Origin of the sequence: Psychroserpens sp. (assembly GCF_034670085.1) — a bacterium.
Classification (GTDB): Bacteria; Bacteroidota; Bacteroidia; order Flavobacteriales; family Flavobacteriaceae; genus Psychroserpens.
Map to the genome: position 1 here is coordinate 1 of NZ_JAXMOD010000009.1, position 26865 is coordinate 26865.

General features: G+C 30.4%; 29 protein-coding genes. 27 read left to right on the forward strand and 2 right to left on the reverse strand.

The window, feature by feature from the left end:
• Positions 1-29 precede the first annotated feature (29 nt).
• From VOI25_RS14245 to VOI25_RS14310, 14 genes are all read left to right on the forward strand, one after another.
• Positions 30-647 (forward strand): hypothetical protein, encoded by a 618-nt coding sequence (locus VOI25_RS14245; protein ID WP_323789757.1) that lies wholly within the window; start codon positions 30-32, stop codon positions 645-647.
• 567 nt (positions 648-1214) lie between these two features.
• The gene (locus VOI25_RS14250; RefSeq protein WP_323789758.1) at positions 1215-1976 is read left to right on the forward strand and encodes a DUF6090 family protein; all 762 of its coding nucleotides are present in this window, start codon (positions 1215-1217) and stop codon (positions 1974-1976) included.
• Between the two features lie 143 nt (positions 1977-2119).
• Complete coding sequence (locus VOI25_RS14255) at positions 2120-2830, forward strand: hypothetical protein (RefSeq protein WP_323789759.1); 711 nt, start codon at positions 2120-2122, stop codon at positions 2828-2830.
• Positions 2831-2964: 134 nt separating this feature from the next.
• Positions 2965-3474 (forward strand): hypothetical protein, encoded by a 510-nt coding sequence (locus VOI25_RS14260; RefSeq protein WP_323789760.1) that lies wholly within the window; start codon positions 2965-2967, stop codon positions 3472-3474.
• 95 nt (positions 3475-3569) lie between these two features.
• Entirely contained in the window at positions 3570-4118 is a 549-nt protein-coding gene (locus tag VOI25_RS14265) for a hypothetical protein (protein WP_323789761.1), read from the forward strand.
• A gap of 161 nt (positions 4119-4279) precedes the next feature.
• Positions 4280-4837, forward strand: a complete 558-nt coding sequence (locus tag VOI25_RS14270; RefSeq protein ID WP_323789762.1) for a hypothetical protein — start codon at positions 4280-4282, stop codon at positions 4835-4837.
• Positions 4838-5000: 163 nt separating this feature from the next.
• Complete coding sequence (locus VOI25_RS14275) at positions 5001-5627, forward strand: Crp/Fnr family transcriptional regulator (RefSeq protein WP_323789763.1); 627 nt, start codon at positions 5001-5003, stop codon at positions 5625-5627.
• 68 nt (positions 5628-5695) lie between these two features.
• Positions 5696-5908 carry a DUF2892 domain-containing protein gene (locus tag VOI25_RS14280; RefSeq protein ID WP_323789764.1) on the forward strand — a complete coding sequence of 71 codons (213 nt, stop codon included), beginning with the start codon at positions 5696-5698 and terminating at the stop codon, positions 5906-5908.
• 147 nt (positions 5909-6055) lie between these two features.
• Positions 6056-6523 carry a hypothetical protein gene (locus tag VOI25_RS14285; RefSeq protein ID WP_323789765.1) on the forward strand — a complete coding sequence of 156 codons (468 nt, stop codon included), beginning with the start codon at positions 6056-6058 and terminating at the stop codon, positions 6521-6523.
• Positions 6524-6638: 115 nt separating this feature from the next.
• Positions 6639-7259, forward strand: a complete 621-nt coding sequence (locus tag VOI25_RS14290) for a hypothetical protein (RefSeq protein WP_323789766.1) — start codon at positions 6639-6641, stop codon at positions 7257-7259.
• Positions 7260-7671: 412 nt separating this feature from the next.
• A complete protein-coding gene (locus VOI25_RS14295; protein WP_323789767.1) occupies positions 7672-8772 on the forward strand; it encodes a hypothetical protein in 1101 nt (366 codons plus the stop codon).
• 260 nt (positions 8773-9032) lie between these two features.
• Positions 9033-10007, forward strand: coding sequence for a hypothetical protein (locus VOI25_RS14300; protein WP_323789768.1), 975 nt, complete (start codon positions 9033-9035; stop codon positions 10005-10007).
• Positions 10008-10180: 173 nt separating this feature from the next.
• Positions 10181-11497 (forward strand): serine hydrolase domain-containing protein, encoded by a 1317-nt coding sequence (locus tag VOI25_RS14305; protein WP_323789769.1) that lies wholly within the window; start codon positions 10181-10183, stop codon positions 11495-11497.
• A 156-nt stretch (positions 11498-11653) separates the two neighbouring features.
• Complete coding sequence (locus tag VOI25_RS14310) at positions 11654-12091, forward strand: hypothetical protein (protein ID WP_323789770.1); 438 nt, start codon at positions 11654-11656, stop codon at positions 12089-12091.
• Positions 12092-12805: 714 nt separating this feature from the next.
• Here the strand turns inward: VOI25_RS14310 and VOI25_RS14315 are convergent.
• Positions 12806-13318, reverse strand: a complete 513-nt coding sequence (locus VOI25_RS14315) for a fasciclin domain-containing protein (protein WP_323789771.1) — start codon at positions 13316-13318, stop codon at positions 12806-12808.
• 275 nt (positions 13319-13593) lie between these two features.
• Between VOI25_RS14315 and VOI25_RS14320 the strand changes: the two genes are divergently transcribed.
• The 7 genes from VOI25_RS14320 to VOI25_RS14350 all read left to right on the forward strand — a co-directional run bounded on the left by VOI25_RS14320 (position 13594) and on the right by VOI25_RS14350 (position 19853).
• Positions 13594-14475: an alpha/beta hydrolase gene (locus VOI25_RS14320; RefSeq protein ID WP_323789772.1), complete on the forward strand. Its 882-nt coding sequence runs from the start codon at positions 13594-13596 to the stop codon at positions 14473-14475.
• Between the two features lie 144 nt (positions 14476-14619).
• Positions 14620-15189: an outer membrane beta-barrel protein gene (locus VOI25_RS14325; protein WP_323789773.1), complete on the forward strand. Its 570-nt coding sequence runs from the start codon at positions 14620-14622 to the stop codon at positions 15187-15189.
• Positions 15190-15356: 167 nt separating this feature from the next.
• Positions 15357-15791, forward strand: coding sequence for a DUF1801 domain-containing protein (locus VOI25_RS14330; RefSeq protein WP_323789774.1), 435 nt, complete (start codon positions 15357-15359; stop codon positions 15789-15791).
• Between the two features lie 162 nt (positions 15792-15953).
• Entirely contained in the window at positions 15954-16748 is a 795-nt protein-coding gene (locus VOI25_RS14335) for a cation transporter (RefSeq protein ID WP_323789775.1), read from the forward strand.
• Entirely contained in the window at positions 16748-17332 is a 585-nt protein-coding gene (locus VOI25_RS14340) for a methyltransferase family protein (RefSeq protein ID WP_323789776.1), read from the forward strand. Before VOI25_RS14335 ends, VOI25_RS14340 begins: the two co-directional genes overlap by 1 nt.
• 158 nt (positions 17333-17490) lie before the next feature.
• Positions 17491-18276 carry an AraC family transcriptional regulator gene (locus VOI25_RS14345; RefSeq protein ID WP_323789777.1) on the forward strand — a complete coding sequence of 262 codons (786 nt, stop codon included), beginning with the start codon at positions 17491-17493 and terminating at the stop codon, positions 18274-18276.
• A gap of 65 nt (positions 18277-18341) precedes the next feature.
• On the forward strand, positions 18342-19853 hold the full coding sequence (locus VOI25_RS14350) for a S41 family peptidase (RefSeq protein ID WP_323789778.1): 1512 nt from the start codon (positions 18342-18344) through the stop codon (positions 19851-19853).
• A gap of 227 nt (positions 19854-20080) precedes the next feature.
• Here VOI25_RS14350 and VOI25_RS14355 read toward each other — a convergent pair whose 3' ends face one another.
• The gene (locus VOI25_RS14355; RefSeq protein ID WP_323789779.1) at positions 20081-20905 is read right to left on the reverse strand and encodes a hypothetical protein; all 825 of its coding nucleotides are present in this window, start codon (positions 20903-20905) and stop codon (positions 20081-20083) included.
• Between the two features lie 288 nt (positions 20906-21193).
• On the opposite strand from VOI25_RS14355, the gene VOI25_RS14360 reads away from it, so the two are divergent.
• The 6 genes from VOI25_RS14360 (at position 21194) to VOI25_RS14385 (ending at position 26756) form a co-directional block, all read left to right on the forward strand.
• Positions 21194-23065, forward strand: a complete 1872-nt coding sequence (locus VOI25_RS14360; RefSeq protein WP_323789780.1) for a T9SS type A sorting domain-containing protein — start codon at positions 21194-21196, stop codon at positions 23063-23065.
• A 279-nt stretch (positions 23066-23344) separates the two neighbouring features.
• Positions 23345-23692 carry a hypothetical protein gene (locus VOI25_RS14365; RefSeq protein WP_323789781.1) on the forward strand — a complete coding sequence of 116 codons (348 nt, stop codon included), beginning with the start codon at positions 23345-23347 and terminating at the stop codon, positions 23690-23692.
• Positions 23693-23831: 139 nt separating this feature from the next.
• Complete coding sequence (locus VOI25_RS14370; protein ID WP_323789782.1) at positions 23832-24287, forward strand: nuclear transport factor 2 family protein; 456 nt, start codon at positions 23832-23834, stop codon at positions 24285-24287.
• A gap of 7 nt (positions 24288-24294) precedes the next feature.
• Positions 24295-24873 carry a Crp/Fnr family transcriptional regulator gene (locus VOI25_RS14375; protein WP_323789783.1) on the forward strand — a complete coding sequence of 193 codons (579 nt, stop codon included), beginning with the start codon at positions 24295-24297 and terminating at the stop codon, positions 24871-24873.
• Between the two features lie 56 nt (positions 24874-24929).
• Positions 24930-25700 (forward strand): MBL fold metallo-hydrolase, encoded by a 771-nt coding sequence (locus VOI25_RS14380; protein WP_323789784.1) that lies wholly within the window; start codon positions 24930-24932, stop codon positions 25698-25700.
• A gap of 159 nt (positions 25701-25859) precedes the next feature.
• A complete protein-coding gene (locus tag VOI25_RS14385; RefSeq protein ID WP_323789785.1) occupies positions 25860-26756 on the forward strand; it encodes a TIR domain-containing protein in 897 nt (298 codons plus the stop codon).
• Positions 26757-26865: the final 109 nt, after the last annotated feature.

Below are 26865 nucleotides of genomic sequence, written 5' to 3' on the forward strand. Positions count from 1 at the left end.
AACAACGTGTATAACCAATTGCTTGGTTTGTGTGTACTCGGAAAATCCTAGCGGATTTTCCTATTGGTTCGGTTTCTTTTGCTAACTTAGTTCTCGCCAACGCAACAAGCCATACACGAACACGTTGTGGTGCATTTAAGAAAATGAGTGAATTAATAGAAAAATCGTCGGAAAAAGTAAAAGACCAAATGGAATTTTGGTTTTTTGGATTTTTCGGCAAAGAGAAATCTGATTTCAATGGAACTGAATTATTTACTCTTTTCGATTTAATTCCTGAATCGGAACAAAGTGTTTTTAGTAAAAAAATGGAATTGAAAAAAAATGAAATTCCTGTTTTGATTTTAAAAATATCTGAATCTGAATTTATTATAAACTCAACTCATAGATTTGTTCTTTTGGACAGTTCAAAATCTGAATTCATTGAATACTCTGAATTTGAATGGCACAACGGATTTAAAGCTTTTGTGACTAACAGAGAAGATGGAATAAGTGTTAAACAAAATGGACATTTCGCTGATTTTAGAATTCGAAAGACAAATGGAGAAATAATAACACGAAAAATACCGACAGGCGAACCTGGTTTTGCTTTTTGGAATGTGACTAAAAAATGTGAATTAATTGGTCGAAAATATAAAATAACTGAATAAAAACGACACCACAACAACGTGTATAACCAATTGCTTGGTTTGTGTGTACTCGGAAAATCCTAGCGGATTTTCCTATTGGTTCGGTTTCTTTTGCTAACTTAGTTCTCGCCAACGCAACAAGCCATACACGAACACGTTGCAACCAATTGCTCCAAATCCTAACTCCTTTTTAATTTCAGTCAATAAGTTTAATAATTTTAGATCTATTGCTTACTCAATCCCTTAAGGTTAAAGCTTACTCAAACTCTGAATTTAAAAAAAGGAAAAGGTTTCTTACTCTAACGGATTTTGAGCTTGTTTGCGGAACGTTTTACTCAAATGGCTGATTCTGCTTATTCAAACTCGCTTTATGTGCTTACTCAAGCTTCAACGCTCTAAGTTAAACGTGATTACTCTAGTCTGTCGCAAAAGTGATGCAACAACGTGTATAATCAATGCTTCACTCCTACTTCAAATAAAAAACTTATATTTAAGCAACTGATTTGCTACAACCGAAAATCCTGCGGATTCTAGGTCGCACAAATCATACACGAACACGTTGTGCTTCATTACACAAACCGCAAACTAATGATAAAATTCTTTAGAAAAATTAGACAAAAAATGCTGACTGAAAACAAATTCAGTAAGTACTTGATTTATGCAATCGGAGAAATTATCCTTGTGGTGATTGGAATTTTGATTGCATTAAGCATCAATAATTGGAATGAGCAGAGGAAACAACAAAAAATAGAACAAGAGTATTTATTGTCTTTGCAATCGGAATTTAATACTAATATGGATAAACTAAATTTTTCAATTGCGGAAAATGAAGCCATAATAAAAGGGATAAATGGCTTATTAAATTTATTTGATAATGAAGTGCTTGACTCTGTTAGTAACAAGTATCTGAAAGAAACGTTTCGTTCAGTTTTGGGCAATCAAATGTCGTTTAAGCCTTCAACTGGAGTGTTAAATGACATCATAAGTTCTGGAAATTTGAATTTAATTGCGAATCAAAAGTTGAGACAAAGACTTGCGTCTTTTGAAAGCTCATTAGATTTTTTAAAACTTCAGGAAAATAATGCATTAGCTGTAAAAGAAAATCTGAAATCTATTATATACAAAGAGAGTAGTATTAGAAAACTAGCGGGTGAACTATTAAGTCCTCAAACCAATTCCATTTCAAAAAATATAAATAATAAACTGTTGTTTAATTCTGTAGAACTTGAAAACTATCTTATAGATTTTGTGTTGCTGCATAAATCAGCTGCGGGTATAATTTTTTTTGGTGGATTAAAAAATGAAATTGAGGTCATATTAAATGAAATTGAACAAGAACTTAATAAATAACGAAAGCACAACACCGTGTATAATTCATTGCTAGCTATAGCCTACTTACGAAAGTCCTCGCGGACTTTCTATCTGTGATTTATTTGCTAACTTTAATGCTTAAACACGCAACGAAATCATACACAATCACGTTATAAACAAGTTTGAGAAAAATACTGCAATTAATAATTATAATCCTCGGGTTAACATCTTGTTCTAATCAAGAAGTTGATGGAATTTGGATGTCTTACAATAACTATATTATAGATACAGATTCGGCTTACTACTCTGGAAACGAAGGAATAATAATTGATTTTGACAAACAAACAATTAGTTATATTCAAAATGATAGTATTGTTCCAATAAATATTGATTTTAAAAAGTCAAAACTATTTGTGAAAAACGATACCACTAATGTCGAATTTAAAGTTTACGAAAAAGATTCAATTGAAATAGACTTCGACATAAACATTATGCATGTTTTTAGACCATTAAACTTAAATCACAAATTGTCTATTAATGAAAATCAAATTAGCAGTTTTTTAACCAAAAGTGACTTTTTCATCAGTAATTATTTTGATAAAAACAATGGCAAAATAAATATAGAATTCAGCGACAAACCTTATTTTATTGATGTAATGTTCAAAGAACAAAATAAGAAAAATGCATTGATTAATAAAAGTTGGGAAGACGAAGGATATTGGTATGTTAAAGAAATAAAACAGAACTTTTTCTTAGTATTTGCTTTGGATCAAACAGCAGATCAAAACATTTATCAAATTATATCACTAGATGACAGTAAAATGAAATTAAAACAACTTCAAGAAGCTGAATTTGGAAATGCAAAAATAACAGAATTAAAAACCAGTTTATAACAACGTGTATAACTCATTGCGGCTGAATTCCTAATCGGAATTCATTGCAATTTGCTATCTTTCGGTTACGGCGGAAAGAATCCTGTGGATTTTTCCGCAACGAAGCCATACACAAATACGTTGGCAAACATTTAATGAAACAGAGAATTAAAGACATTTTAGCTATTATTCTAATAGTAATTGTAGTTGCTGAATTGATGATTTATAAATCTGAATTGAATTTTGCTCACTCTGATATTTATAAGATTACGTTTCTTAATTTAGTTGTAATAGTCGGATTTACTTTTTGGCATTCCAAAAAATTAGGACTTCAGATTATATCGACTGTGCTGACAATTGGAATTGGACTAATAATTATTTTCTTTGAGTTTTTTGGAGATTTTTCAGGAACTGAAAAGAAACATAGTTCGTGGGAAATCAATGATTATGAAATCCTTTATATAACTCAAGAATACCTTGTTGGACCTGGAAGTAAACCGTATTTGAAATTAAGGAAAAAGTATTTAACTGGAATTTTTTATAAGGACATTGATGAAACCGAAGTTGAAGTTCTTTTTTTAAAATCTGAGCCAGAAGATTGCATTGTGGAATTTTTAAAGGCCAAAACTGAATTTGACCTTTGCGAAAAGAAACAATTGAAATAAAAAAACAATTTGCTAATAAAATGTATAGTTCATTGCCTCTAATTTTCTGTCAATAATCCATACCCGAGCACGTTAAACACATTTGATCAAACTATATGAACTTTAAAAAAATACTATCTGATTTTGGGAGTTGGATTTATGCTGGACTTACATTTCTAGGGTTTATAATTATCTATGCTGGAATCGGTGGAAGAGGAAGATATAAAGCAACAGGAGAAACAAACTTTTATTTTGTAGCAATAGGAATAATATTGATTTTGCCATTTTTGATTTATATGCTTAAAACCAAAATTCTTTTGAGTAAAACCGATAACGAGGAAAGCAATAGAATTAATGACTTAATTAGAACTGGCGATAAAGTAATAGTTAAATTAGATAATTTAGAAATAAAGAGCAATAGTTACAAACAAGAAATAGAAGTCGGAAGTGGATACAAAACTCGTAATGAATATATTGATATCAATCATAATGTGATATTGATTGATGTACCTTATAAAAATGACTCAATTAAATACAAGTTGAACATTGATATGGACATAACGAAATTAAAGATGCACTTTGCAATTAAAAAAGAAACTAGACTATATATTGACTCTACAAACCCAAATAACAACTATTTAGATTTAAGATTTTTAGAAAGTTGAATAAAAAACGATTTGCCAACAACGTGTATAACCAATTGCTTGGTTTGTGTGTACTCGGAAAATCCTAGCGGATTTTCCTACTGGTTCGGTTTCTTTTATTAACTTAGTTCTCGCCAACGCAACAAGCCATACACGAACACGTTAGCTCTAATTTGAAAACAATGAACAGATTCACTAAAATCCTAGAAAAAAACACTTCAGGAAAAAAAGTTTTAGGTCTATTCATACTGACTAATGTTGTTTACCTATTTATGTTGTTTGTAACGATTCCAAAAACAATGGGATTCTCTAGCGGAATGAAATTGTTGGATATGTTGCCAACGGGCTATAATCAGGACTATGTAAATGAATTATTTAAAACACTTGGAAAGAACGGACGTGAAATTTATTTAACTAACCAAATACCTGTGGATATGATTTATCCGCTACTTTTTGGACTCACCTATTCTTTGCTTTTAGCATATTTTCTTAAAAAATTAAACAAGCTCAAATCTCCATTTAGCCATCTATGTATTTTACCAATAATTGCGGGAATCGCGGATTATTTGGAAAATATTGGGATTATCACAATGTTGAACAGTTATCCAGATTTGACAAAAACTATGGTTAATACAACCAATATTTTTTCGATTATAAAAAGTACTTCAACTAGTGTCTTTTTTATCACCTTGATAGTAATTTTAATAATACTTGGAATTAAATTCACAAAAAAGAAATAAAACTAGAGCTAACAACGTGTATAACCAATTGCTTGGTTTGTGTGTACTCGGAAAATCCTAGCGGATTTTCCTATTGGTTCGGTTTCTTTTGCTAACTTAGTTCCTGCCAACGCAACAAGCCATACACAAAACCGTTGTGTGTAACCTCGAACAAACCAAGTAATTGGATTTTGACATAAACATACTATCATTTTTAAAACCTGATTTACTCGATGAAATTCTAGAGGAATCAACCATAAAAGCATTTCCTAAAGGAACTGAAATTTTAAGAGAGCATCAATTTGTCAAAGTATTGCCAATTGTAGTTGAAGGATTTGTAAAAGTTTATTCAAGATTTGACGAAAAAGAATTATTACTATACTACATCGAACCTGCGCAAAGCTGCGTAATGTCATTTTATGCTGCGCTCAAGAACACGCCAAGCAAAGTATTTGCGGTGACTGAGGAAGAATCTAAAATTCTGCTAATTCCTGTCCCACTTTTACCAAAATGGCTAAATGAATATCCTGAGTTTAATGAACTCTTTTACAACCAATTTAATTTAAGGTACTCTGAACTCTTAGACACTATTAGTCATTTATTATTAAATAAAATGGATAAACGATTATTAGATCATTTGAATAGAAAAATTGAATTAACCAATGGCACATCAATTAAGATAAGTCATAGCCAACTTGCCAATGAATTGGGAACAGTTAGAGAAGTAATCTCTAGAGTAATGAAAAAACTTGAAACAGAAGGTTTAGTTATTCAAAATTCAGGAGTAATAAAAATTATTGGTGAGTGGTGACCTAGGTCACTGCATATAAATATAACTTCATGTAGCTTTGATATTATAAAACACTTAAAATTTATATTATGAAAAAAAACATGGGTTCAGCAGATAGGATTATTAGAATAATAATCGCTGCTATAGTAGGAGTTCTTTATTTAACAGGTATAATTTCTGGGACATTAGGATTAGTGTTACTTGTTTTGGCGGTTATATTCGTTTTAACCAGCTTAATTAGTTTTTGTCCTTTATACGCTCCATTCGGGATTAGCTCTTGTTCGTTGAAAAAAAACAAATAAGGCAACACACAACAACGTGTATAGTTCATTGCTCGGAAATTCCTGTCGGAATTTCTGTCGCTTCTGAACAATGGGTTCCTGTTTATTTGCTAACTTAGTGCAAACGCAACGAAACCATACACGAACACGCTGTAGAACATTTAAAAAATGAAATCATATACAAAAAAAATTATCGGATTTTTAATATTATTACTTGTAGTCAGTTGTGCAATAGAATCTATGTTTTCTTTACCAAATGACGAATTAATTAAATCTGAATTGATAGGAGAATGGAGAACTGAGAATTCCAAACATGAATTTTTGAGAATTGAAAAAAACAATGAGAAAACCTATAAACTGATTATTGTTGATAAAGAGAAAACAGAAGAATTAATCGCATTCTCAAAAGCAGTAAAAGGATTCAACATTATGAATATAATTACGGAATATGACGGTAAGGTTGCAAATTTGTTTTATGGATTTAATATTGATAGTAACACACTTACCTTTTCTGAAGTAAATGACAAGCTAAGAGAAAATGAATTCGAATCTGAAACTGAACTTTTAAATTTTTTTAAAGAGAATATTAATAGAGATGATTTTTTTATTAATCAAACTGAGCTAGTAAGAAAATAATTTGACTAAAAAATGCATGAATGTGCTTTTTTTGTCTATCTAATTTTAAAATATCGAATATAATCTATATATTTGTTTTAACAGTTTAGTTATTAACACTTTAAAAAGATTTAAAATGAAAATAAATTTCAACTTTACTTTATTACTACTTATTTTTATTCTTGCAACAAATTGCACAGACAATGATTCAATGGAACTAGAATCTGAAAAATCAGTAGAGTTATTTAAAAAGAATGATACATTTAGGTTCAATCAAAATAGTGATAATAACTTAGATCTTTCAAACATTTCGTTTTCATCGATATCATTTGATTTTTCAGAAAAAGATGCCATTATTATTGAACATAATGATGATATCATCAGAAGATCATTATTTATTAATCAATTAACAGAATTATTTGAAGAAACAAAAAAAGATGATTTTTCAGAAAAAGGTTATCTTGGTTTAGATTTCAATGTTTCCTTTCTTGATAATAAATACACTATTTACCCTGAGAAATTTGTTTTTGAAAATGAAAATCAAAGCACATTGGAAAGAGGTGGATGTCCAAACGGAATGACTAAACATAAGACATGTTATACTGCTAGTTGTGTACAAGAAACATTAGAAATATATGGTGAAGTAATGGAAAGTGGCGATTCATTCTCTGTCCATTATGGTCCTTTTAATGTCAAAATTTGCGCAAACCCTAATTTAATTCAAAGAGCAGACAATTATATTGCACCTCCAGACTAATTGTTAGCTTACTCTTTTAATATAGAATAGTAGTTAAGTGTTGAATTAAAAGTTCAGTATTTAACTACTATTTAGTTTGAACTGGAAATCAACCCATAATAATCTACTACTTTCTATTTATCCACATGTTTTAAGAAATTCAGTAAAGTTTTAGTCCTATTCATTAAATTAACTACATTTTTTACAAAAACTCATTTCAAATCAAAAAAATGGAAATTGTTTAATTACAATAATTTGAATAAACAGTGTGTCCATAAACGTTTTACAACAACGTGTATAACCAATTGCTAGTTTGTGTGTACTCGGAAAATCCTAACGGATTTTCCTATTGGTTCGTTTTCTTTTGCTAACTTAGTTCCTGCCAACGCAACTAATCATGCACGAACACGTTAGTCACCATAAAATTTAAAAAATGAGAATAACAATCATTATAATTATTCTGACAATTCAAGTAGGTTGTAAAAACCGTAATGAGACGAATATTAAGTCTGAAAATTCTGCCATCACTGAATTAACGAAATGCAACTACAATAATGAAGCAATTACTAAATATCACATTCTAACTAATAAAGCTGAAATTGCAATTTGTGATGGTGATTTCGATAAAGCATCCAAAAGTTACTCATTGGCATTTAGAGAAATCAAAAAACCTTTTGGTGCTGATGTATATAATGCCGCCCTTTCAAATCAACTCTCTAATAATTTAGATGAAAGAAATTTATATCTTCAACTACTTATAAATAATTCTGACGATTTAAGTTTGCTAAAGTCAATTTTTGTTAACACATATATAGATGAAAACCTTTGGAATTCTTTTATAGAGAAAAGAACGACTGAATATGACTCAAGATTAAGAAATGAATTCAAATCAATTTGGGAAAGAGATCAAATGTTCAGACCAATGTACGATACTCATGGTGATACTATTCAAGCTAATCGAATAATAAATATGAACAGGATACTTTCACTAACTGATTCTCTTGGCTTCCCTTCTCAGATAGAGCTCGGTTTTAAAAAATCCTTAAGAGGGCAAAATCATGATGTGGTTTTAGTTCATACATCTCAAAAAAGAGGCAGCGATAAAAACATAATTGATCTTGAACCAATTCTTTGCAAGGCAGTAAATGAGGGACGATTTGATCCTGAACAGGCAATCTCTTACCTGCATTTCCAAAATGATAAAGATAAAGGAAATTTTGAGGTTTACTCAACTTGGCAATATAGACATCACTTGTTGCCAGATTCACTAAATAACAAAATATGGCTTCCAAATTTGAATAAGGAAAAATATGAGAGTGCCAATAGAATAAGAAAAAAATGGAATGCTGATCAATTAGATGACATTGCAACAAAATCTGATTTTAATTCAAAAAGCAACATACCGTTCATATTTACATCAGTTATGACATTCATTGAAAATATGCCCACAAATCTTACTCTGGAAGAGGCTTTGGAACAATATAAAATGACTACATCAGATAAAAGACCATTTGAAAAGTCAAAAATACGTTGACTAACAACGTGTATAGTTAATAGCTACAGCTGGCTAAGACGATGATCTTTGGGTACTTTTTACTATATTGTTACTGCGGAAAATTAAGCGTGTACTTTTACGCTACAAACCATACACGTACAGGTTGTAAAAAATAATCAACTAAATATATAGTCCAAGATAAAATGAAAATATTAATCCTAATTACAAGTTTGTTGACATGCATTTTTGCACAAGGTCAAGAATATACATTTATTCATGATAGCTTAAGATTACTTCCGATGCAAGAACTGATAAAAAAAGAACCACCTGCAGATTTTGAACCCGTTTATTATGAGGATGGAACACCAGTAGCCTTTAAAGAAGTTTTACCACTAATAATGGACCAAAAGTTAATACCACGCATGTTTGTGGATGAAAATGGAGAATACAAAGCGTTGGTTGTTAAAAGCACTCTTAGAAATGAAGACATAAAGATTGTATTTGCTGATATACCTAAATCATTAGAAAAACATGGATATTCTTTTGGAAATCCTGACAGTGATACGGTAATCATAAACATAGATGGAGGGCCTGAAAATGATCTTAGAACTTATGTGTTCGAATATATATTTAGCGTTCTAGGTGGAATTGATGAAAGCAACTATTTTTTAATTAACATGCGTGAATCACAAACACTACATCCAGAAGAGACAGAAAAGGAAGAAATTTCGTGGGAACAGGCAAATAATTATAATGAAAAGACGGTAAAAACGCTTTACGAGCTCATTAGTTATTTTAAATCACTAAATAAAAAAGTGTATGTTGTTGGCGGATCTTACGGCTCTTTAGTTGGTTTAAAATCTCTAGTTGATTACAACAATATTGCAGACGGATATTTATTAATGTTTGGTAGACTTGATATGACTAAAGAAGTCAGTACGGCTTATTCTAAAGGATTTGAGGCTAATTTTGAAGAAGACGCAACTACGCCAATAATCGGTGAAAAATCAGAAAATATATATACAGTTAACATGCGAAAAATTGCCGCGGCAATAAATAGAGAAGTAAAATATACTGAATTGCTAAAAGATTCAGATCTTTCTAACCTCACTTACATTTATAGCGAAATCGACCAAAGAGTTGGCAAACTAACAGAAAAGGAAAAAACATTCCTCAAATCAAAAAACGCTGAAGTAGTAAGTGTGAAAATTGAACACGGAAAATATTTCGAACTAGTTTTAAACGATGGATTGGAAATGATGTTAGACGATTAAAAATCAGTATAAATTACATTTTGCAACAACGTGTATAGTCAATGCTAAGTTGGTTAAGCAAAGGGTTTTTTCTTACTTTTATTGAAATATGATTTCGATCGGAATCATCCTGCGGACGATTCCGCACAAACCATACACAAACACAGTGTAGTGCATTAGAACCAAACTAAATAATGAGACAAATTTTAACCATACTTCTTCTATCAATTCTTATAATCTCTTGCAAAAATGAGGATGAAAAAACGGAAGATAACTCACCACATCAAACCGAAAAACTGAATAAACAAATAGATGAGTACTTCTCGGCACTTAATAAAATTGGAAAATTCAATGGAGTTGTATTTGCTTCAAAAAATGACACCCTAATCATTGACAAGGCATATAATTTAAATCAGGATAAAAGTAGTACAACGTATGTAACAACCGAAAGTCAATTTGATATTCATTCTGTTTCAAAATTAATGGCTTATTATTTAATTGAGAAGTTTGAATTGGAAGGAAAAGTCAAAAAAAGCGAACCCATCAAAAAGTTCATTCCGGATTTTCCTAATGGCGACAAAATAACAATACAAATGTTGCTCAACCACACATCAGGACTTCCAAGAAGTTTAAAGAATGTCAAAGAAGATGAAATCAACTTGTCATCAGTACAGATAATTGAGTATGCCAAAAAACAAAAACTACTTTTCGAACCTGGAATAGAAAAACAATATTCTAATGTGGCTTATGAACTTGTTTATTTTGTTATTCAAGAAGTTTCTAACAAAACTTTCGCCCAATGTTTGGCAGACGAAGTGTTCAAACCTTTGGGAATGAAAAATTCAGGAGCACATTTCAATCTTAAAGAGAATAACTTAAAAAAATTAGCAAAAAACCACGAAAAAGATGATGGACAAATAATGCAGGTTGATAATATTTTACCAGATGAATTGAAAACTGCGAGAATATTTTCAACTGCCAAAGACTTAAATGAATTTTTAAACCATATAAAAATTGAGCCTTTTGCATCGCTATTACAAAACGAATTTAGTGTAATTGAGAAAAGTGGAGGTTCAGACGGAATAAGAGTTGAGATTTATACAAACCTAGAATATAACTACAATTTCATTTTTTTAGCGAATTATGAAGAAGTTCCTTTTCAGAAAACAGTGCAAGATTTTGCCAAAATACTGGAAAACAAACCATACGATTTTCCGAAAGAGTTGAATAGAAAATCTATCAAATTATCCGCTGACATTTTAAAGAGATATGTAGGAACATATTCATTTGCAGATATGGGTAATTTGAAATTGACTTTTAAAATAGAGAATGAAAATTTATTAGTTTATCAAGATGGAGAGCAGATAGCCACCTTAAAAGCTGAATCAGAAAATACTTTCTTTGACGACCCTAAAGAACCCGAATCGTTTGAGTTTGTTGATAATGAAAATGGTAGTTTCAATATTCAAATGGGTTGGAAAGGAGTTAAATTGAAAGGAATTAAGAAATAACGCACTACAACAACGCGTATAACCAATTGCTCAGCTTGTGTGTACTCGGAAAATCCTAGCGGATTATCCTACTGGTTCGCTTTCTTTTACTAACTTAGTTCTTGCCAACACAACAAATCATATACAACAACGTTGGCAAACATTAAGTAAGAACTCATGAAAAAAAGAAGGACAATTGCATTATCCCTTTTGATTATCGGACTAGCTCTGAGTGTAGCCTTTGTAATGAACATTGATTTTCCCCAAGGGTTCGAGCTATATTTTAAAAGAGAATATTATAACCAATATGGTCCTTTAGCAATAAGTGTTGAATTATTAATTGCAAGCTATTATCTATTTAATGGACATAAAAAGACAAATTTCACATTAGCTCTTTTTGGTTTTACTGCTTTGTTAGATCCCTTTTTTAATCAAATAGAGCTTTTCAAAAGCATCGTTCCTTTATATGGAACTATAATTTTAGCGATTTGTGGTGTGTTATGTCTGTGGTTGGCATTTTCAAATACATTTAAATTAGAACGTTTATCTAATTTAGGAGCTTTATTCAGTGTTGTCCTTGGTGTGATTGTAGAATTATTCTTCAATTACCTGTGATTAATGTTAGCCAACAACGTTTATAACCAACTACTAGGTTGTTTGTACTCGGAAAATCCTGCGGATTTCCCTTCAAGTTAGTTTTCCTTTGTTAACTTAGTTCCTGCCAAAGCAACAAACCATGCCGAACACGTTGCCAACAACAACTCCAAACTTACTCAAACTCTGAATTTGTTTTTACACTGACGTGGATTTGTTTATCACTCAAACTCTAAATGGTCTGCTTACTCTACTCTGATTTTTTTAGTAGCGCAAAAAAGCCAGGTTTTCTTTTCGCGATTTTTTTTTGAGTCTAACAAACATTTTTCATAAAACTCTTTTGTGAAAAATTTTAATGGTTTGAAATTGATATTATGAAGATATCCTCCACCTTTTTCCCTATGACTAATTCTGCTTAATCTTACTCGCTAAATGTGATTACTCTTGCTTCATCGTTCTAATCAGATCCTGCTTATTCTAATCTATCCTTGCAATTGACCACAACATGTATAATTAATGCTACTTCTCTACTCCAATTTAAAATCTTGTATGTAAACAACTGATGTGCTACAACCGTAAAACCTACGGATTCTTGGTCGTTCAAATCATGCACGAAGACGTTAGGCTTCATTATCAGAAACCGCCAGCCAATGCTAAAATTCTTTAGAAAAATTAGTTCAATAAGAAAGCCTCGAATTATCGAGGCTTTCATTTTTCATAACAAATAATTTCCGTTTACTTAGGCATCGCTACTGTGTTTATTACATGAATTACACCATTACTACCCATCACATCTGTTGCAACAATTTCACTATAATTTCCATTTACGTCTTTCATCCAAATTTTATCGTCTTTTTGAATTACAGTCAACACTTGACCATTTAACGCTTTTAATTCTACAGTTCCATTCCCTTTCTTTAAAGCATCTATAACATCATTTGCAGTTATCTTACCAGATACTACATGATATGTTAAGATATTAGCTAATTCTTTTTGATTTTTTGTTTCTAATAGAGAACTTAATGCTTTCGAATCAATTTTTGCGAATGCATCGTTTGTTGGAGCAAAAACAGTGAATGGTCCATCTCCTTGCAAAGCACCAACTAAATCGGCTGCTTTTAAAGCAGTTACTAATGTTGAAAAATCTTCGTTTCCAACTGCCACATCTACTATCGTTTCTTGTGCAGTAGCATTTTTAGTTAAGGCTAAAGTCATTGTAATTGTTAAAATAAGGACTAACTTTTTCATAATTTATTGTTTTTTAAGTTTTAATACGTTGTAAAGATAACAAACATATTATTTTGTTTAACTTATTTAACTTTTCCTTAAACATTATAGTTGTAATTTCAATAAACTCGAAAATAAATAACGAAAGCACAACAACGTGTATAATTAATGCCTTACTCCTACTTCAATTTAAATTTATATATTTAAACAACTGATTTACTACAACCAAAAATCCTACGGATTCTGGGTAGCACAGATCATGCACAAACACGTTTTAAGTAATTAAATGGACATTTATGCCAAAATTAATTTTATTTATTTGTATTAATTTAATTACAATTTCAACAAGTTATTGTCAGGCAGAAAAGTCTAATATTTTTAAAGAAAAAGACTTTCTTACAATAAAAGATCATAAGATTTATTATGAAGTAACTGGCAATGGTGAACCAATCCTTTTAATTCATGGTGGATATTTGAGTCTTGACATTTGGAAAGAGCAAATTAAATTTTTAAATAAAAATGGTTTTAAAACTATTGTTTTTGATGATTTAGGACATGGAAAAACGATAAATGGTAAAGAACCATTGTTTGGATACCAAATAATTGATGAGTTAACCAAGAAATATAAAATTGAAAAAATTAATATTATTGGATTGTCTTGGGGTTCAATGTTAGCTTTGGATTTTGCTTTAATCCATCCTGATAACATTGATAAATTAATCCTGATATCACCTGGTAGAAATGGTTGGCAATATTTTCAAGATGCAAAAGCAGAAGACAATTATAAAAAAAGACAGTTAGCAAAAAATCTTGGTGATAAAAAAGCTTTTGTTGAATATTTTCAGAAGAATTGGACAGATGGTCCTAATCAAAACTCTAATAGAATCCCTAAAACAATTCGAGAAAAGATTGAAAATATACTATTAAAAACTGTAGAAAATCACTGGAACGAAGATTGGTCGACTTTATCTACAGAAACAAAATGGAGTTCTATTAAAGCTGAAACTCTGCTATTGACAGGTGATTTAGATGCAATAGATATTCTTCAAATAGCTAAATTATATAGTATTGAATTAAAAAATTCCAAATGGATAGAAATAAAAAATTCTGCTCATAATATAAACATTGAAAAACCTAAAAAAGTAAATCGTATTATCCTCAAATTCTTGTTAAATTAACTACTAACAACCACGTGTAAATCTAATTAGTCATTCTGTATGTACTCAGAAAATCCTAACGGATTTTCCTATTGGTTCAGTTTCTTTTGTTAACTTAGTTCTTGTCAACCTAACAAGCCAAACACGAACACGTCGTAACACATTATGAGAAACACCTTTTTAGTATTAGCAATTTTTGTTTATAATTTCGCAGAAGCTCAATTCATTAAAGAAAAATCAATAAATGCCCAAATAGGTTATGGAATCAGCTCTCCTTATGATAGTGAAGATGATATTGCTAATGGAGGTTTTTTTGTTCAAGGAGAGTTGGTATTACAAGTTAATTCATGGCTAGATATAAGGCCTTATTTAGGTCTAATTTCAACAAGTTCAGATGGTAAAGATCTTAATGGAAATGAAACAGATGAAAAAGCCGAATCAAAAGCTTTCTTCATTGGAGGAAAAGCAAGAATAAGAATACCAATAAAATGGGTTGCTCCTTATTTAGAATTAGGAATTGGCACTTCAATTGGAAAGTTTGAAACATTTACTGCTTTTGATGATATAGAAAAAAATGGAATTATACACCATATCCCGCTCTCAATTGGATTAGAATTGGGTAGGAATAACAATGTTGATTTAGCTTTTACTTATTATTATCAACCATCAGTTAAACAGTTTGTTGGAGCATTAGCTCTTGGAGTTTCTATACCATTCAAAAGCAAGTCAGAATAACATGTTAGAACAACGTGTATAATCAATTGCTAGTCTATGTATATAGAAAATCCTGCAGATTTTCCAACTGTTTTGTTTTCTTTTACTAACTTAGTTCTTGCCAATGCAACTAACCATGCACGAAGCCGTTGGCAGGCATTGCGAAGCAACTAATAATATTTACAGAAATGGCAAAAAATAAAACCACCATAACCGAAGTAGATGTCTTTGATTTTATTGAAGCATATGTAGACAATGATCAAAAGAAAGTTGATAGTCATAAATTAATAGAATTAATGCGTGAATGGTCAGGTTTTGAACCTAAAATGTGGGGACCAACAATTATAGGTTTTGGAAACTATCATTATAAATATGAAAGTGGTCATGAAGGTGATGCTCCATTGCTAGGTTTCTCACCACGAAAATCTCAATTTTCACTTTATGTGTATTCTAAAACAGAAAAAAGTGATGCTCTTTTGAAAGATTTAGGTAAATTCAAAATGGGAAAAGCTTGTATCTATTTTAAAAAACTAACTGACATAAATATTCCAATTGTAGAACAACTAAGCAAAGAAACCATTGCATATCTTGAAGAACACCATGAATGTTCTTGTAGAAATTAACAACGACTAGCTAACAACGTGTATCATTCATTGCAACTGAATTTCCTCTCGGAAATTCAATCTTATTAATTATCTTTATATCTAGCGGAAAAATACTTATGTCTTTTCCTGTAATAAACCATTCACAAACATATTGTTAATATCTTAAACCAACGTATTTAAATGAACAAAACAATATTTGAAATTTCCAAAATGGACTGTCCATCGGAGGAAAATTTAATCCGAATGAAATTAGACGGAATTTCAAGTATTGCGAATTTGGACTTTGACATTCCTAATCGAAAATTAACCGTTTTTCACAGTGGAGAAATTGACCAAATCGAAGCATCAGTTATCGAACTGAAATTAGGCGGAAAGAAAATCTCAACTGAACAAACTGACCAAACTGATTTTCAAGACAACGCAAATCAAAAAAAACTACTTTGGTATGTACTTGCAATCAATTTTACTTTTTTCATTATCGAAATGACAACAGGGATCATTTCAAAATCTATGGGACTTGTTGCCGATAGTTTGGATATGCTTGCAGACAGTTTTGTTTACGGAATTAGTTTGCTTGCTGTTGGCGGTACTTTAATTAGGAAAAAACGGATTGCAAAACTTGCTGGATATTTTCAAATAATACTTGCTATTATTGGTTTTATAGAAGTTTTGAGACGGTTTTTTGGCGACGTGAGACTTCCTGACTTTTCAACAATGATTATCGTTTCAATTTTTGCACTTATAGCAAACGGGATGTGTCTTTACATTTTGCAAAAGTCAAATAGCAAAGACGAGGCACATATGAAAGCAAGTATGATTTTCACCTCAAATGACGTGATTATCAATTTAGGAATAATAATCGCTGGAATTTTGGTAAATTGGTTAAGTTCAAGCAAACCTGATTTAATAATAGGAACAATCGTTTTTGTCCTGGTAATTCAAGGTGCAATTAGAATTTTAAAACTTGGAAAATAATGTTGCTATTTACTTACTTCGTTGTTTATTTTTTACTTGTGTTTGTATTACGTTCTGTTTTGTTGTGGAAAAAAACAGGAATAAATCCATTAACTTTTGACAAAAAGGATGACGCTCACGGATTTAACGGAAAAGTTTTCAAAATAATCTCGTTAATTGAATTAATAGTAGTTGGAGTCTATGCGTTTAAAAATGAATGGTACGACTATTTACTTCCATTTTGGTATTTGGAAAATCCTTCGTCTCAAAAAATTGGTTGGAGCTTACTTATTATGTCTTTAGTTTGGGTTTGGATATCTCAAAGTCAAATGGCAGAATCTTGGAGAATTGGAATAGACGAGAAAAACAAGACTGAATTGGTTACAAAAGGATTATTTTCCATTTCAAGAAACCCAATATTTTTTGGAATCATGATAGCAAATATTGGTTTGTTTTTAGTTATTCCAAATGCTTTTACTTTGTTAATCACCTCATTATCAGCTATAAGCATAAATACACAAATTAGATTAGAAGAAGAGTTTTTAAAGGAAGAATTTGGACAACTCTATATTGCATATTGTAAAAAAGTAAGACGTTGGATATAAAAGCACTAACCACAACAACGTGTATAGTTAATCGCTCGTGCTGTGTGTACCAGGAACCTAATGATTTTCCTCTAGTTCGTATTACTTTTATTAACTTTAACCTTGCCAACGTAACTTACCATAACACGAAAACGCTAGACAACATTTAACAAAACACCGTGAAAACAGAGATGTCATTTGATGATTTGGAATATATAACAATAGAAAATCAAACAACTAGTTTTCCAAAACATTTTCACAAAACGTTTTGTATTTCACTTATTCATAAAGGAATTGAACAAATAGATTTTGAAAACCAAAGCCTTTTTACAGAAGCTGGTAGCATATCAATTACGAATCCGTACGAGGTACATTCCAACCCACTTATTGATAATGACTCTTACTTAAAATTTGATACGATCTACGTACCAAACGATGTAATGAAATATCTATTGAATGGAAAAAACATTGAGTTTATTAACCGACAAATAACTAGTGAAAAAGCAAACCAGTTATTTTTAGAGGTGAAAAATGCTTTGGACACTAAAAATGATTCGGTAATTGAATGTAAGTTATCGCAATTTATTAATGCCTTAAAGTTCTACTCACAAGAGAATGAAAAAGAATATTCAGGATTAAATTTTAATAGTTATAATCAAATTTGCAACTATATTGAAAATCATATTTATGATAAAGTTAGTCTAGATGAATTATCTCAAATTGTGAATATCAATAAATTTGGATTTGCCAAAAAATTCAAGACATTAACTGGTATGACACCTATAAATTATGTCTTAATGCGAAAAATATTTTCTAGTAAAAAATCGATCAAATTAAACTCTGAACTTACTGATATAGCATATCAATACAACTTTACAGATATAGCTCATTTTTCAAAAACCTTCAAGCGCTTTATTGGTATTTCACCAAAAAAATACAAAGAGAGTCTTAAGACTAAAACATAAAATGACCAACATTATACAAGTGGCTATAGTCATATATAATTACATTTGTCACAAATCGCATTATAATGAAAAAAGCTGGTTATTTATCTCTTTTGCTTGTACTACTTATTAACGTATTGTATTCTCAGTCTGTAGATGATTCCTTTTCGCAAGAAAAGATGCTAAGTGATTTAGAGGTTTTTAAAAACATTCGCTTAGCAGCCAATTCAGGACTTTATAAATACCGAACAAAACAAGAAATAGATAGCATTTATAATTGGGCGGAGCGAGAAATTAAAAACTCATCGACTTATCGAGAATTTTATAATATTATTTGTCAATTAACCGATTTTGAAGGAAGCTTACATAACAATACTACCTTACCAAAAAAGATGGCAAAAGCAATTCAAGATGAAGAAAATGGCTACTTCCCATATCCATTAAAATATATTGAAAATAAATGGATAATGAATTTTGCTAAAGGTGAAATTCCATTAGGTGCAGAAATCATAGCTATTAACAATGAAAACATTCAGGATATTATTAATAATCTCAATAAATACTATACAACAGACGGTGTAAACACAACAGGAAAGCTCATAGGTTTAATTCGTCATTTTAGTAAATATTACCGTTTAAATTATGGACTGAATAATCAATTTATAATTGATTATAAAACAAGAAGTTCAAATGAAATTAAAAAAATAACCCTTAATAGTGTTTCATATAGAGCCTACTATAAAAATGTAAGCAAAAGATATTCAAGACCTTTTGATACCGTCAACTATAAAGATTGGAAAGAAAGTGAAACGTATAATTTTAAAACAATCAACGAACAAACTGGGATCTTAACTATAAATGATTTTGGTTTAGGAAATGAACAATCCCCAAAACATCAACGTTATGTGTCTTTTTTAGATAGTGTATTTACAGATATAAAAAGGAATAACATCAATAATTTGATTATAGATGTGAGATATAATGGTGGAGGAACTGACCCAAACGATTTAGTTACCTATTCCTACCTGTCACAAAGAAACTTTCAAGAAAACAAACAAGCTTGGATTAGTTTTAAAAAAATACCTGATATTAAATACGCTTATACTAAAATACCAAGGTTCCTGAGACCGTTCGGTGTTGGAAAGTATAACAGAGAATTCCAAAGAGAATTTCCAAAAGAAATAAATGGTCAGTTTCATCAAGATTCTTCAAGCAATGACCACAAAGTAAGAACACCAAATAAAAATGTGTTTACTGGTAATATTTACCTGCTTATTAGCCCAAGAGTAGCATCAGCAGGTAGTTTATTTGCTGCAATGGTTGCAGGTAATGAAAACACAACAGTAATTGGGGAAGAAACAATGGGAGGTTATTATGGGCATAATGGACATACGCCTTTGGGCTATATACTACCTAAATCTAAGATTGCAACATTCTTTTCAGTCGTAAATTTAGAACAAGATGTTCCTAAAAAGGTTAATCAAATTTATAATAGAGGAATAATTCCAGACCATAATGTAACCCAAACTTATCAAGACTATCTTAATCAAAAAGACACACAAATCGACTTTGTAATTGACCTTATAAAAAATAATTAATTCGGTATAAAAATGTTGCCTAACAAGGTGAATCGTCAATTGCTAGTTCTTTGTGTACCCGAATAATCCTAATGATTTTCCTCAGGTTCGTATTTCTTCTATTAACCTTAACCTTGCCAACCTAACTAACCATACACGAACACGTAGGCACCCATTTTTCCAACTACAATAAAATAATCATAATTTATAGGATTAAACTTCAATATTTAAAAATAGGATGTTGGTTTTTAAGGTAAATCTACTGAAACTTTACCATTTAAAATATCACCATTTCTTAGAACAGTATTACAGAATATTATAGTAAATTTTACACCATTATTCTCAACAAACACCTCAGTTTCTGGAGTTGAACTGCTACCAATCAACACTTGATTTGTGGATTTCGTTAGCTCTCTTTGTAGATATGAAATGTCGAACATATAATCTATACCAAAATATTGAGCAGTAATTGGGTTTCCATTATCTAACTCATTAAAATTCACTTCATATATATTTGGCCAATTTCCAAATCTGATCCCAACATTTCCTTCATCACAGCAATTTGGTTCTAACAATTCAGGGTTATATGCTGTAATCCAATTACCATTAATACTATAATAATTATCCTGTGAATATGAACAAGGAAAATCAGAAGTAGTAAATTCTTCCCAATCATCTTCTTCACTATCACCATTTCTTGTAAAAGCTGTATAATAATAGGTCGTATTTGGATCTAATCCATCCATAAAATGGTTGAATTTATAGAATCCATTATAATAATCAACTTCACCTTCAAGTTCAATTATTTGATCATTACTAGAATCATTTGGATCTCCAGTTCTGAGAACAAAACCTACTTTATAAGTATCTGGCACAGAAAAAGTAACTAGAGAATGATCAATAAATCCATTCAAAGTTATGGAGTTTGTTGTTCTATAGGTTGCATAAGACCTTACATAAGGAGCATCATAAACTTGAGTGTCCTGAGGATCATCAGTTGACGAATTAGAACTGTCATCACTGCATGAACAAAAAACTAAAGCGATAAATAAAATAGAAAATAGATTCTTCATTTTTAAAAGATAAAATTTGTTTTCATCAAATCTAAATAAATAAAATAACGTTTGCCAACAACATGTAAAATTAATTTCTCGTTCTGTTTGTGCTCGTTACTCCTAGCGGATTTCCCTCTAGATCGTTTTCTTTTGTTAACTTAGTTCATGCCAACGTAACAAGCTATTCACGAACCCATTGGCACACATTAGAGAGAGCGTACCTAGTTTTTCAAATAATGAACTTAAATGAATTTCCTAATTAATAAATAAAGTTTATATTAAAGTGCTAACTTTTAATGCTATATCATGAAAAAGATATTTTTTTTGTTTCTGTTTTGTGCTTTTTCTTTAAATTCAAAAGCAGAATGTATAGACTTTGTATATATTCCAGACGCTAACTTTAAAACCTATTTACTTAGTAGCTTTTTAAGCATAGATACTAATAATGATAATGAAATTAGTTGCGCTGAAGCAATGGCATTTAGTGGCGAAATAGATATTAATAATTACGTTAGTATTTTGGATTTAACAGGATTGGAAGCATTTGTAAATCTTGAAGGTTTAGATTGTGGTAATATAAATTTAACTAGTTTAGATGTTTCAAGTAATACAGAATTACGAGAGTTAATTTGTAATAATAATGCATTAACTAACTTAGATGTTTCCAATAACATTGCATTAGAAAGCTTAATATGTAATAACAATTCACTAACAAGTTTAAATGTGGCAACCAATGCAGTATTGCTAGAGTTAATTTGTAATAATAATACATTAACAAGTTTAAATGTTTCTAACAACTTTGCATTGCAAGATTTATATTGTGGTAGTAATTTGCTAACTAGTTTAGATGTTTTAAGTAATCCAATGTTACGTGAACTAAGTTGTTTCAATAATATGTTAACTAGTTTGAATCTAACAAATAATACTGTACTTCAGGAGTTATTTTGTTTTAACAATGCATTGGCTAATTTAGATGTTTCAAACAGTCCTCAACTAAATAAATTAAGATGTAGTAATAATAATTTGAATACCCTAAATGTCCTAAGTAATGCACTATTAACAGTATTAAGATTTGAAAGCAATTCAATATCAAGTATTGATGTTTCTAACTGTGTTCAGTTGGAAGACTTGTATTGTAGCGATAATAATTTAACAAGTTTGGACCTATCCTCTAATCTAGGATTATTTACGCTATCCTGTTCAAACAATTCTTTAACGAGTTTAGACATTACTGATAATATTTTGTTATCAGATTTATCCTGCAGTTATAATACTCTTGATGATTTGGATGTGTCAAATAACACAAATTTACAACTCCTATATTGTTCAAATAATAATCTAACAGGAATAGATTTATCGAACAATTCCTTTTTGAGTTTTTTGGATTGTAGTTATAATGCTATAGATATTATTGGTTTTGCAAACAATCCGAATCTATATAGTTTAAATTGTGATAGTAATAATTTAACGGCTTTAGATGTAGGGAATCCTCTATTAGAGACCTTATCTTGTAATGACAATGCATTGACGAATTTAGACATGTCTAATAATTTCAACTTGTATTATTTAAGTTGTTCTGGAAATGATTTGACAAGTTTAGATGTTTCAAACAATAATCAGTTAGAAAATATCCTTTGTAGTAATAATTTACTAACGAGTTTATCTCTGCCCAGTCTCTCTCCATTTATTAATAATTTAGATTGTTCATATAATGCTTTAACAAGTATAGATGTGTCAAATCTATACTTATCTAGCATCAATTGTTCTAATAATGCATTAACAAATTTAAATGTTGCCAATGGTTTTAATTTTGATATTTTGGACTTTAATGCGACAAGCAATGTGGATTTAAATTGCATACAAATTGATGATGGGTTTACTCCACCAGTCACATGGTTAAAAGATGATAGCACTGTTTATAATCAAGATTGTGACAACTTAAGCACAGATGAGTTTTTTAGGGAAACAGTTACTATTTACCCAAATCCAGCACAACAGGAGCTTTACATACGATCAACTGTGCCCATACAAAAAGTAAAAATATTTAACCTTTTAGGTCAACACGTATTAGAAAGCAATGCAACTACGCTAAATATTTCAAATTTAACTGAAGGATTTTATCTGGTAAAAGTGTTTAATGATGAAAAAGAATCGACTTTTAAAATTTTAAAAAAGTAGTTTATTTTGTTAATTTTTTAAAGCTGTTTTGCCATGTAAATCTATTATATAAAAAGGTTGCAAGAAATTTGGATAGATTGTCTCTCGAGATAATAAAAGTGCTACAACAATGTGTATAACTAATTACTTGTCTACGTGTATTCGTAAAATCCTGTAGATTTTTCTATTGGTACAGTTTCTTTTTACTAACTTAGTTCCTGCCAACATAACTGAGCAATTCACAATCTTGGAGTGCAACATTAGAAATACTGAAACTATAAAAACTTAAATTCAAAACACATGAAAACTCTCAAATTAATTTTCGCACTATTGATTCTAACTTGCACCATTAATTGCAGCACTTCAAAACAAGTAACTGTTCACGAAAATGATTTTAAATTAGAGACGGTTGAATACAATGTTAAGGATAGTAGCATTAAAGAATTATTGTACACTCATATGGACAAAACGAAGTTTAAAAAGGGACAATCAATAAAAGAGTCAACTTTTATTAAAGAGAGAAAACGGATTGTGAAATTGATACGTAAAAATAAAAATCCAGATTTTTCTGCTGATAAAGTAAGTTTTGAAATTGACACAACTTTATCAAAAAATAAATTCTCAGTGACTACTATAGTCAAACAATAATCAAACTATTCTGTCTTTAAAATTTAAACCTTACACAACAACGTGTATAGTTCATTACTCGGAAATTCCCATTCGGAATTTCTTTCGCTCCTATTTGCTATCTAAGTGAAAACGCAACAAACCCTTGAAACAAAAAATAATGAAACTTATTAGAATTTTAACTGCTATTATTGGATTATCAATCTTTTCAGTATCTGCACAAGAAAATTGCTTAAATCAAGAAGATCTTATAAAATTAGATGCATCATGGGAAAAGGCCCAGTTAGAATTGGACTTTAACTTTGTCAAGTCGTTACTGGCAGAAGATTTCATTTGGGTTCATAACCATGCTAATACAATTGATGATAAAGCAGACGTTTTAGATAGAATTGAAAGACATTTAAAAAGTAATAATAAAACCACCAAATCTCGAACATCGAATAATGTAAAAGTGATAATTTCTGGCTCAACAGCTATAGTTAGCGGATTTACAATTATAGATAGAGGTCCAAGACCAACTACTTATCATTTTATGAGAACTTATGTTGAATTCAATGGAAAATGTTTTCTAATCGCAAATCATACCATGGCAATCCCAGAAAAAGAAAAAGACTGAATTAAAAATGAAACCCGAATTAGCTGAAATTTCGACCTTTTTTGAAACTGAATATCCATTAAATAAAGATGGCATAAGAGAATTACTTTCTTTGTTTAAAACGGAACGTATTAAAAAAGGAACACAAGTTTTAAAAGCGGAGAGCAAAGAAAAACAACTTCGTTTTTTAAACAATGGTGTCATTAGAGAATATTATGCAACTTCAAACAAAGAAACCAATATTAATTTTTATACAAAACCTCAATTCATAACCGATTTATTTTCTTTTAACTCAAATTCAAAAACTAAAAAAAACCAAGAAACTTTAACCAATAGTGAACTTCTAACCATTGATAAAAAAGCTTTTCAAGAATTACTGAAAACATATGAATGCGGAAAATCATTAATAGATTTATCATTCCAAAAATTGTTAAAACACAAAGAACGCTTTGAATATAATCGTATTACTAAAAACGCAGAGGAACTCTACAGCGAACTCTTTATTTACAAACCTAATTGGCTCGAAAAAATTCCACAATATCATATCGCATCTTATTTAAACATATCTCCAGAAACCTTAAGCAGAATACGTAAACGAATTTCTTGATTCAAATCAATGAATAACATAATTTGATATTTTAATTTTGTTTTTTACAAATAAATATGAAAATACATCATTTACGTAATGCCACAATGGTTATTGAAACTAAAGGTAAATTCATTTTAGTTGACCCAATGTTGGGAAAAAAAGGAACTGCTGGACCATCATTTACATTATTTAGGTTTAAACCAAAAAGAAATCCAATACTCGATTTGCCAAAAAACGCAATGGATATTGTAAACAAAACAACACATTGTTTAATTACCCATCTTCATCCTGACCATTTAGACAAAACCGCAGAAGAATTTTTAAAAGCAAATAACACACCAATTATATGCAGTTTTAAAGATGAAAAAACGTTAAGAAAACGAGGATTAACCGTCCTTAAAACAGTAAATTATTGGAAACAAACTCAATTTCTTGATGGAATAATTGAAGGTATTCCTGCAAAACACGGTTATGGCTTTGTGGCAAAACCCATGGGAAATGTAATGGGTTTCTATATCCATCTTCCAAATGAAAAATCGATTTATTTAAGTGCTGATACAATTTATACCAATGATGTTGACAAAATACTAAAACAATATAAACCAGAAGTTAGTGTAGTAGCATGCGGAACGGCTCAACTAGACATTTTTAAACCTTTATTAATGACCATGGAAGACATCATCAACTTTGTCAAAAATTCACCTGGAACCGTTATTGCTAATCATTTAGAGGCTGTCAATCATTGCCCAACAACTAGAAAAGAATTAAGAACCGAACTAAGCAAAAACGGACTTGATGAAAAAACACATATTCCGGAAGATGGAGAGGTTATCATAGTAGAATAATGCCTATTGCTGGTTCGTGTTTACTCTGAAAACCCTGTAGATTTTCCTCTAGTTCGTTTTCTTTTACTAATTTAGACCTAGCCAACTCAACTAAAATACACACAAACACGTTGGTCTTCAATTAACTGATAGCTATCAACCAATGTTAATCATAAAACTATGATTTGGAAAAAAAAGAAAGTAGGCAAGATTTTTATTAGCTATAGACGATCTGATACTCAGGGATATGCTGGAAGATTATCTGATTCGCTTGAATCCTATTTCGGAGGGAACAGGATTTTTAGAGATATAAAAGATATTAAAGGTGGCGCAGATTATGCAAAAGATATTGAAGAACAAATGAGTTCAGCCGATGCAGTAATAGTACTAATTGGTCCAAAGTGGTTGTCTGCAAGTAATGATGAAGGGAAAAGGCGAATTGATGATTCGGATGATTGGGTTGTACAGGAAATTATAACTGCTATAGAACTCGGAATTCGAGTATTTCCTGTTTTAATTGATGGAACTGTACTTCCACGAAAGGATGAATTACCGTCAAAATTAGCTCCAATTTTAAATTTTAATGCCATTACAATTTCCGATCGCAATTGGGAACAGGATATTCTTGGGTTAGGAAAAATTATTTCATTTGACGTACCAACAACAAACGAAAAAATACTATTTAGGATTCAAGTACTTATTTATACGTTGCTTAGCTTATCGCTTGTAATTTCTACAGCATTTGTGGCCCTAAATGCAATAAATCAGGTTAATAATAAACAGGTCCTAAAGGAATTAATTTCCCTGCCTATAGCTGCTATTCCATTTTATGTATTGGTAGGTTCATTAATTATATTGTCACTAATTCTACGGTTAATAGATAAAGAGAAACAAAAATATATTGTGTATAGTTTAATTACTGGATCTGTTCTATCCGCATTTTTCTTCTTCGGAATTGTTTATATCAAAAACAGCCTAGATCCTATGATTGAATCTATGTTTGTTTTTTTTGGTTCTATTTTGACATCAACTATAATGTTTACTTTTTTAGGTTTATCAGGATTCAAACCGAAATAGATCTTAATTACAACAAAATTAGAGTACCGACTAATAAAAAACAAAGGCCAACAACGTGCAGAACTAATTGAATTGCTATGTTTAAACGCTTCCACATAAATTCTGCCTA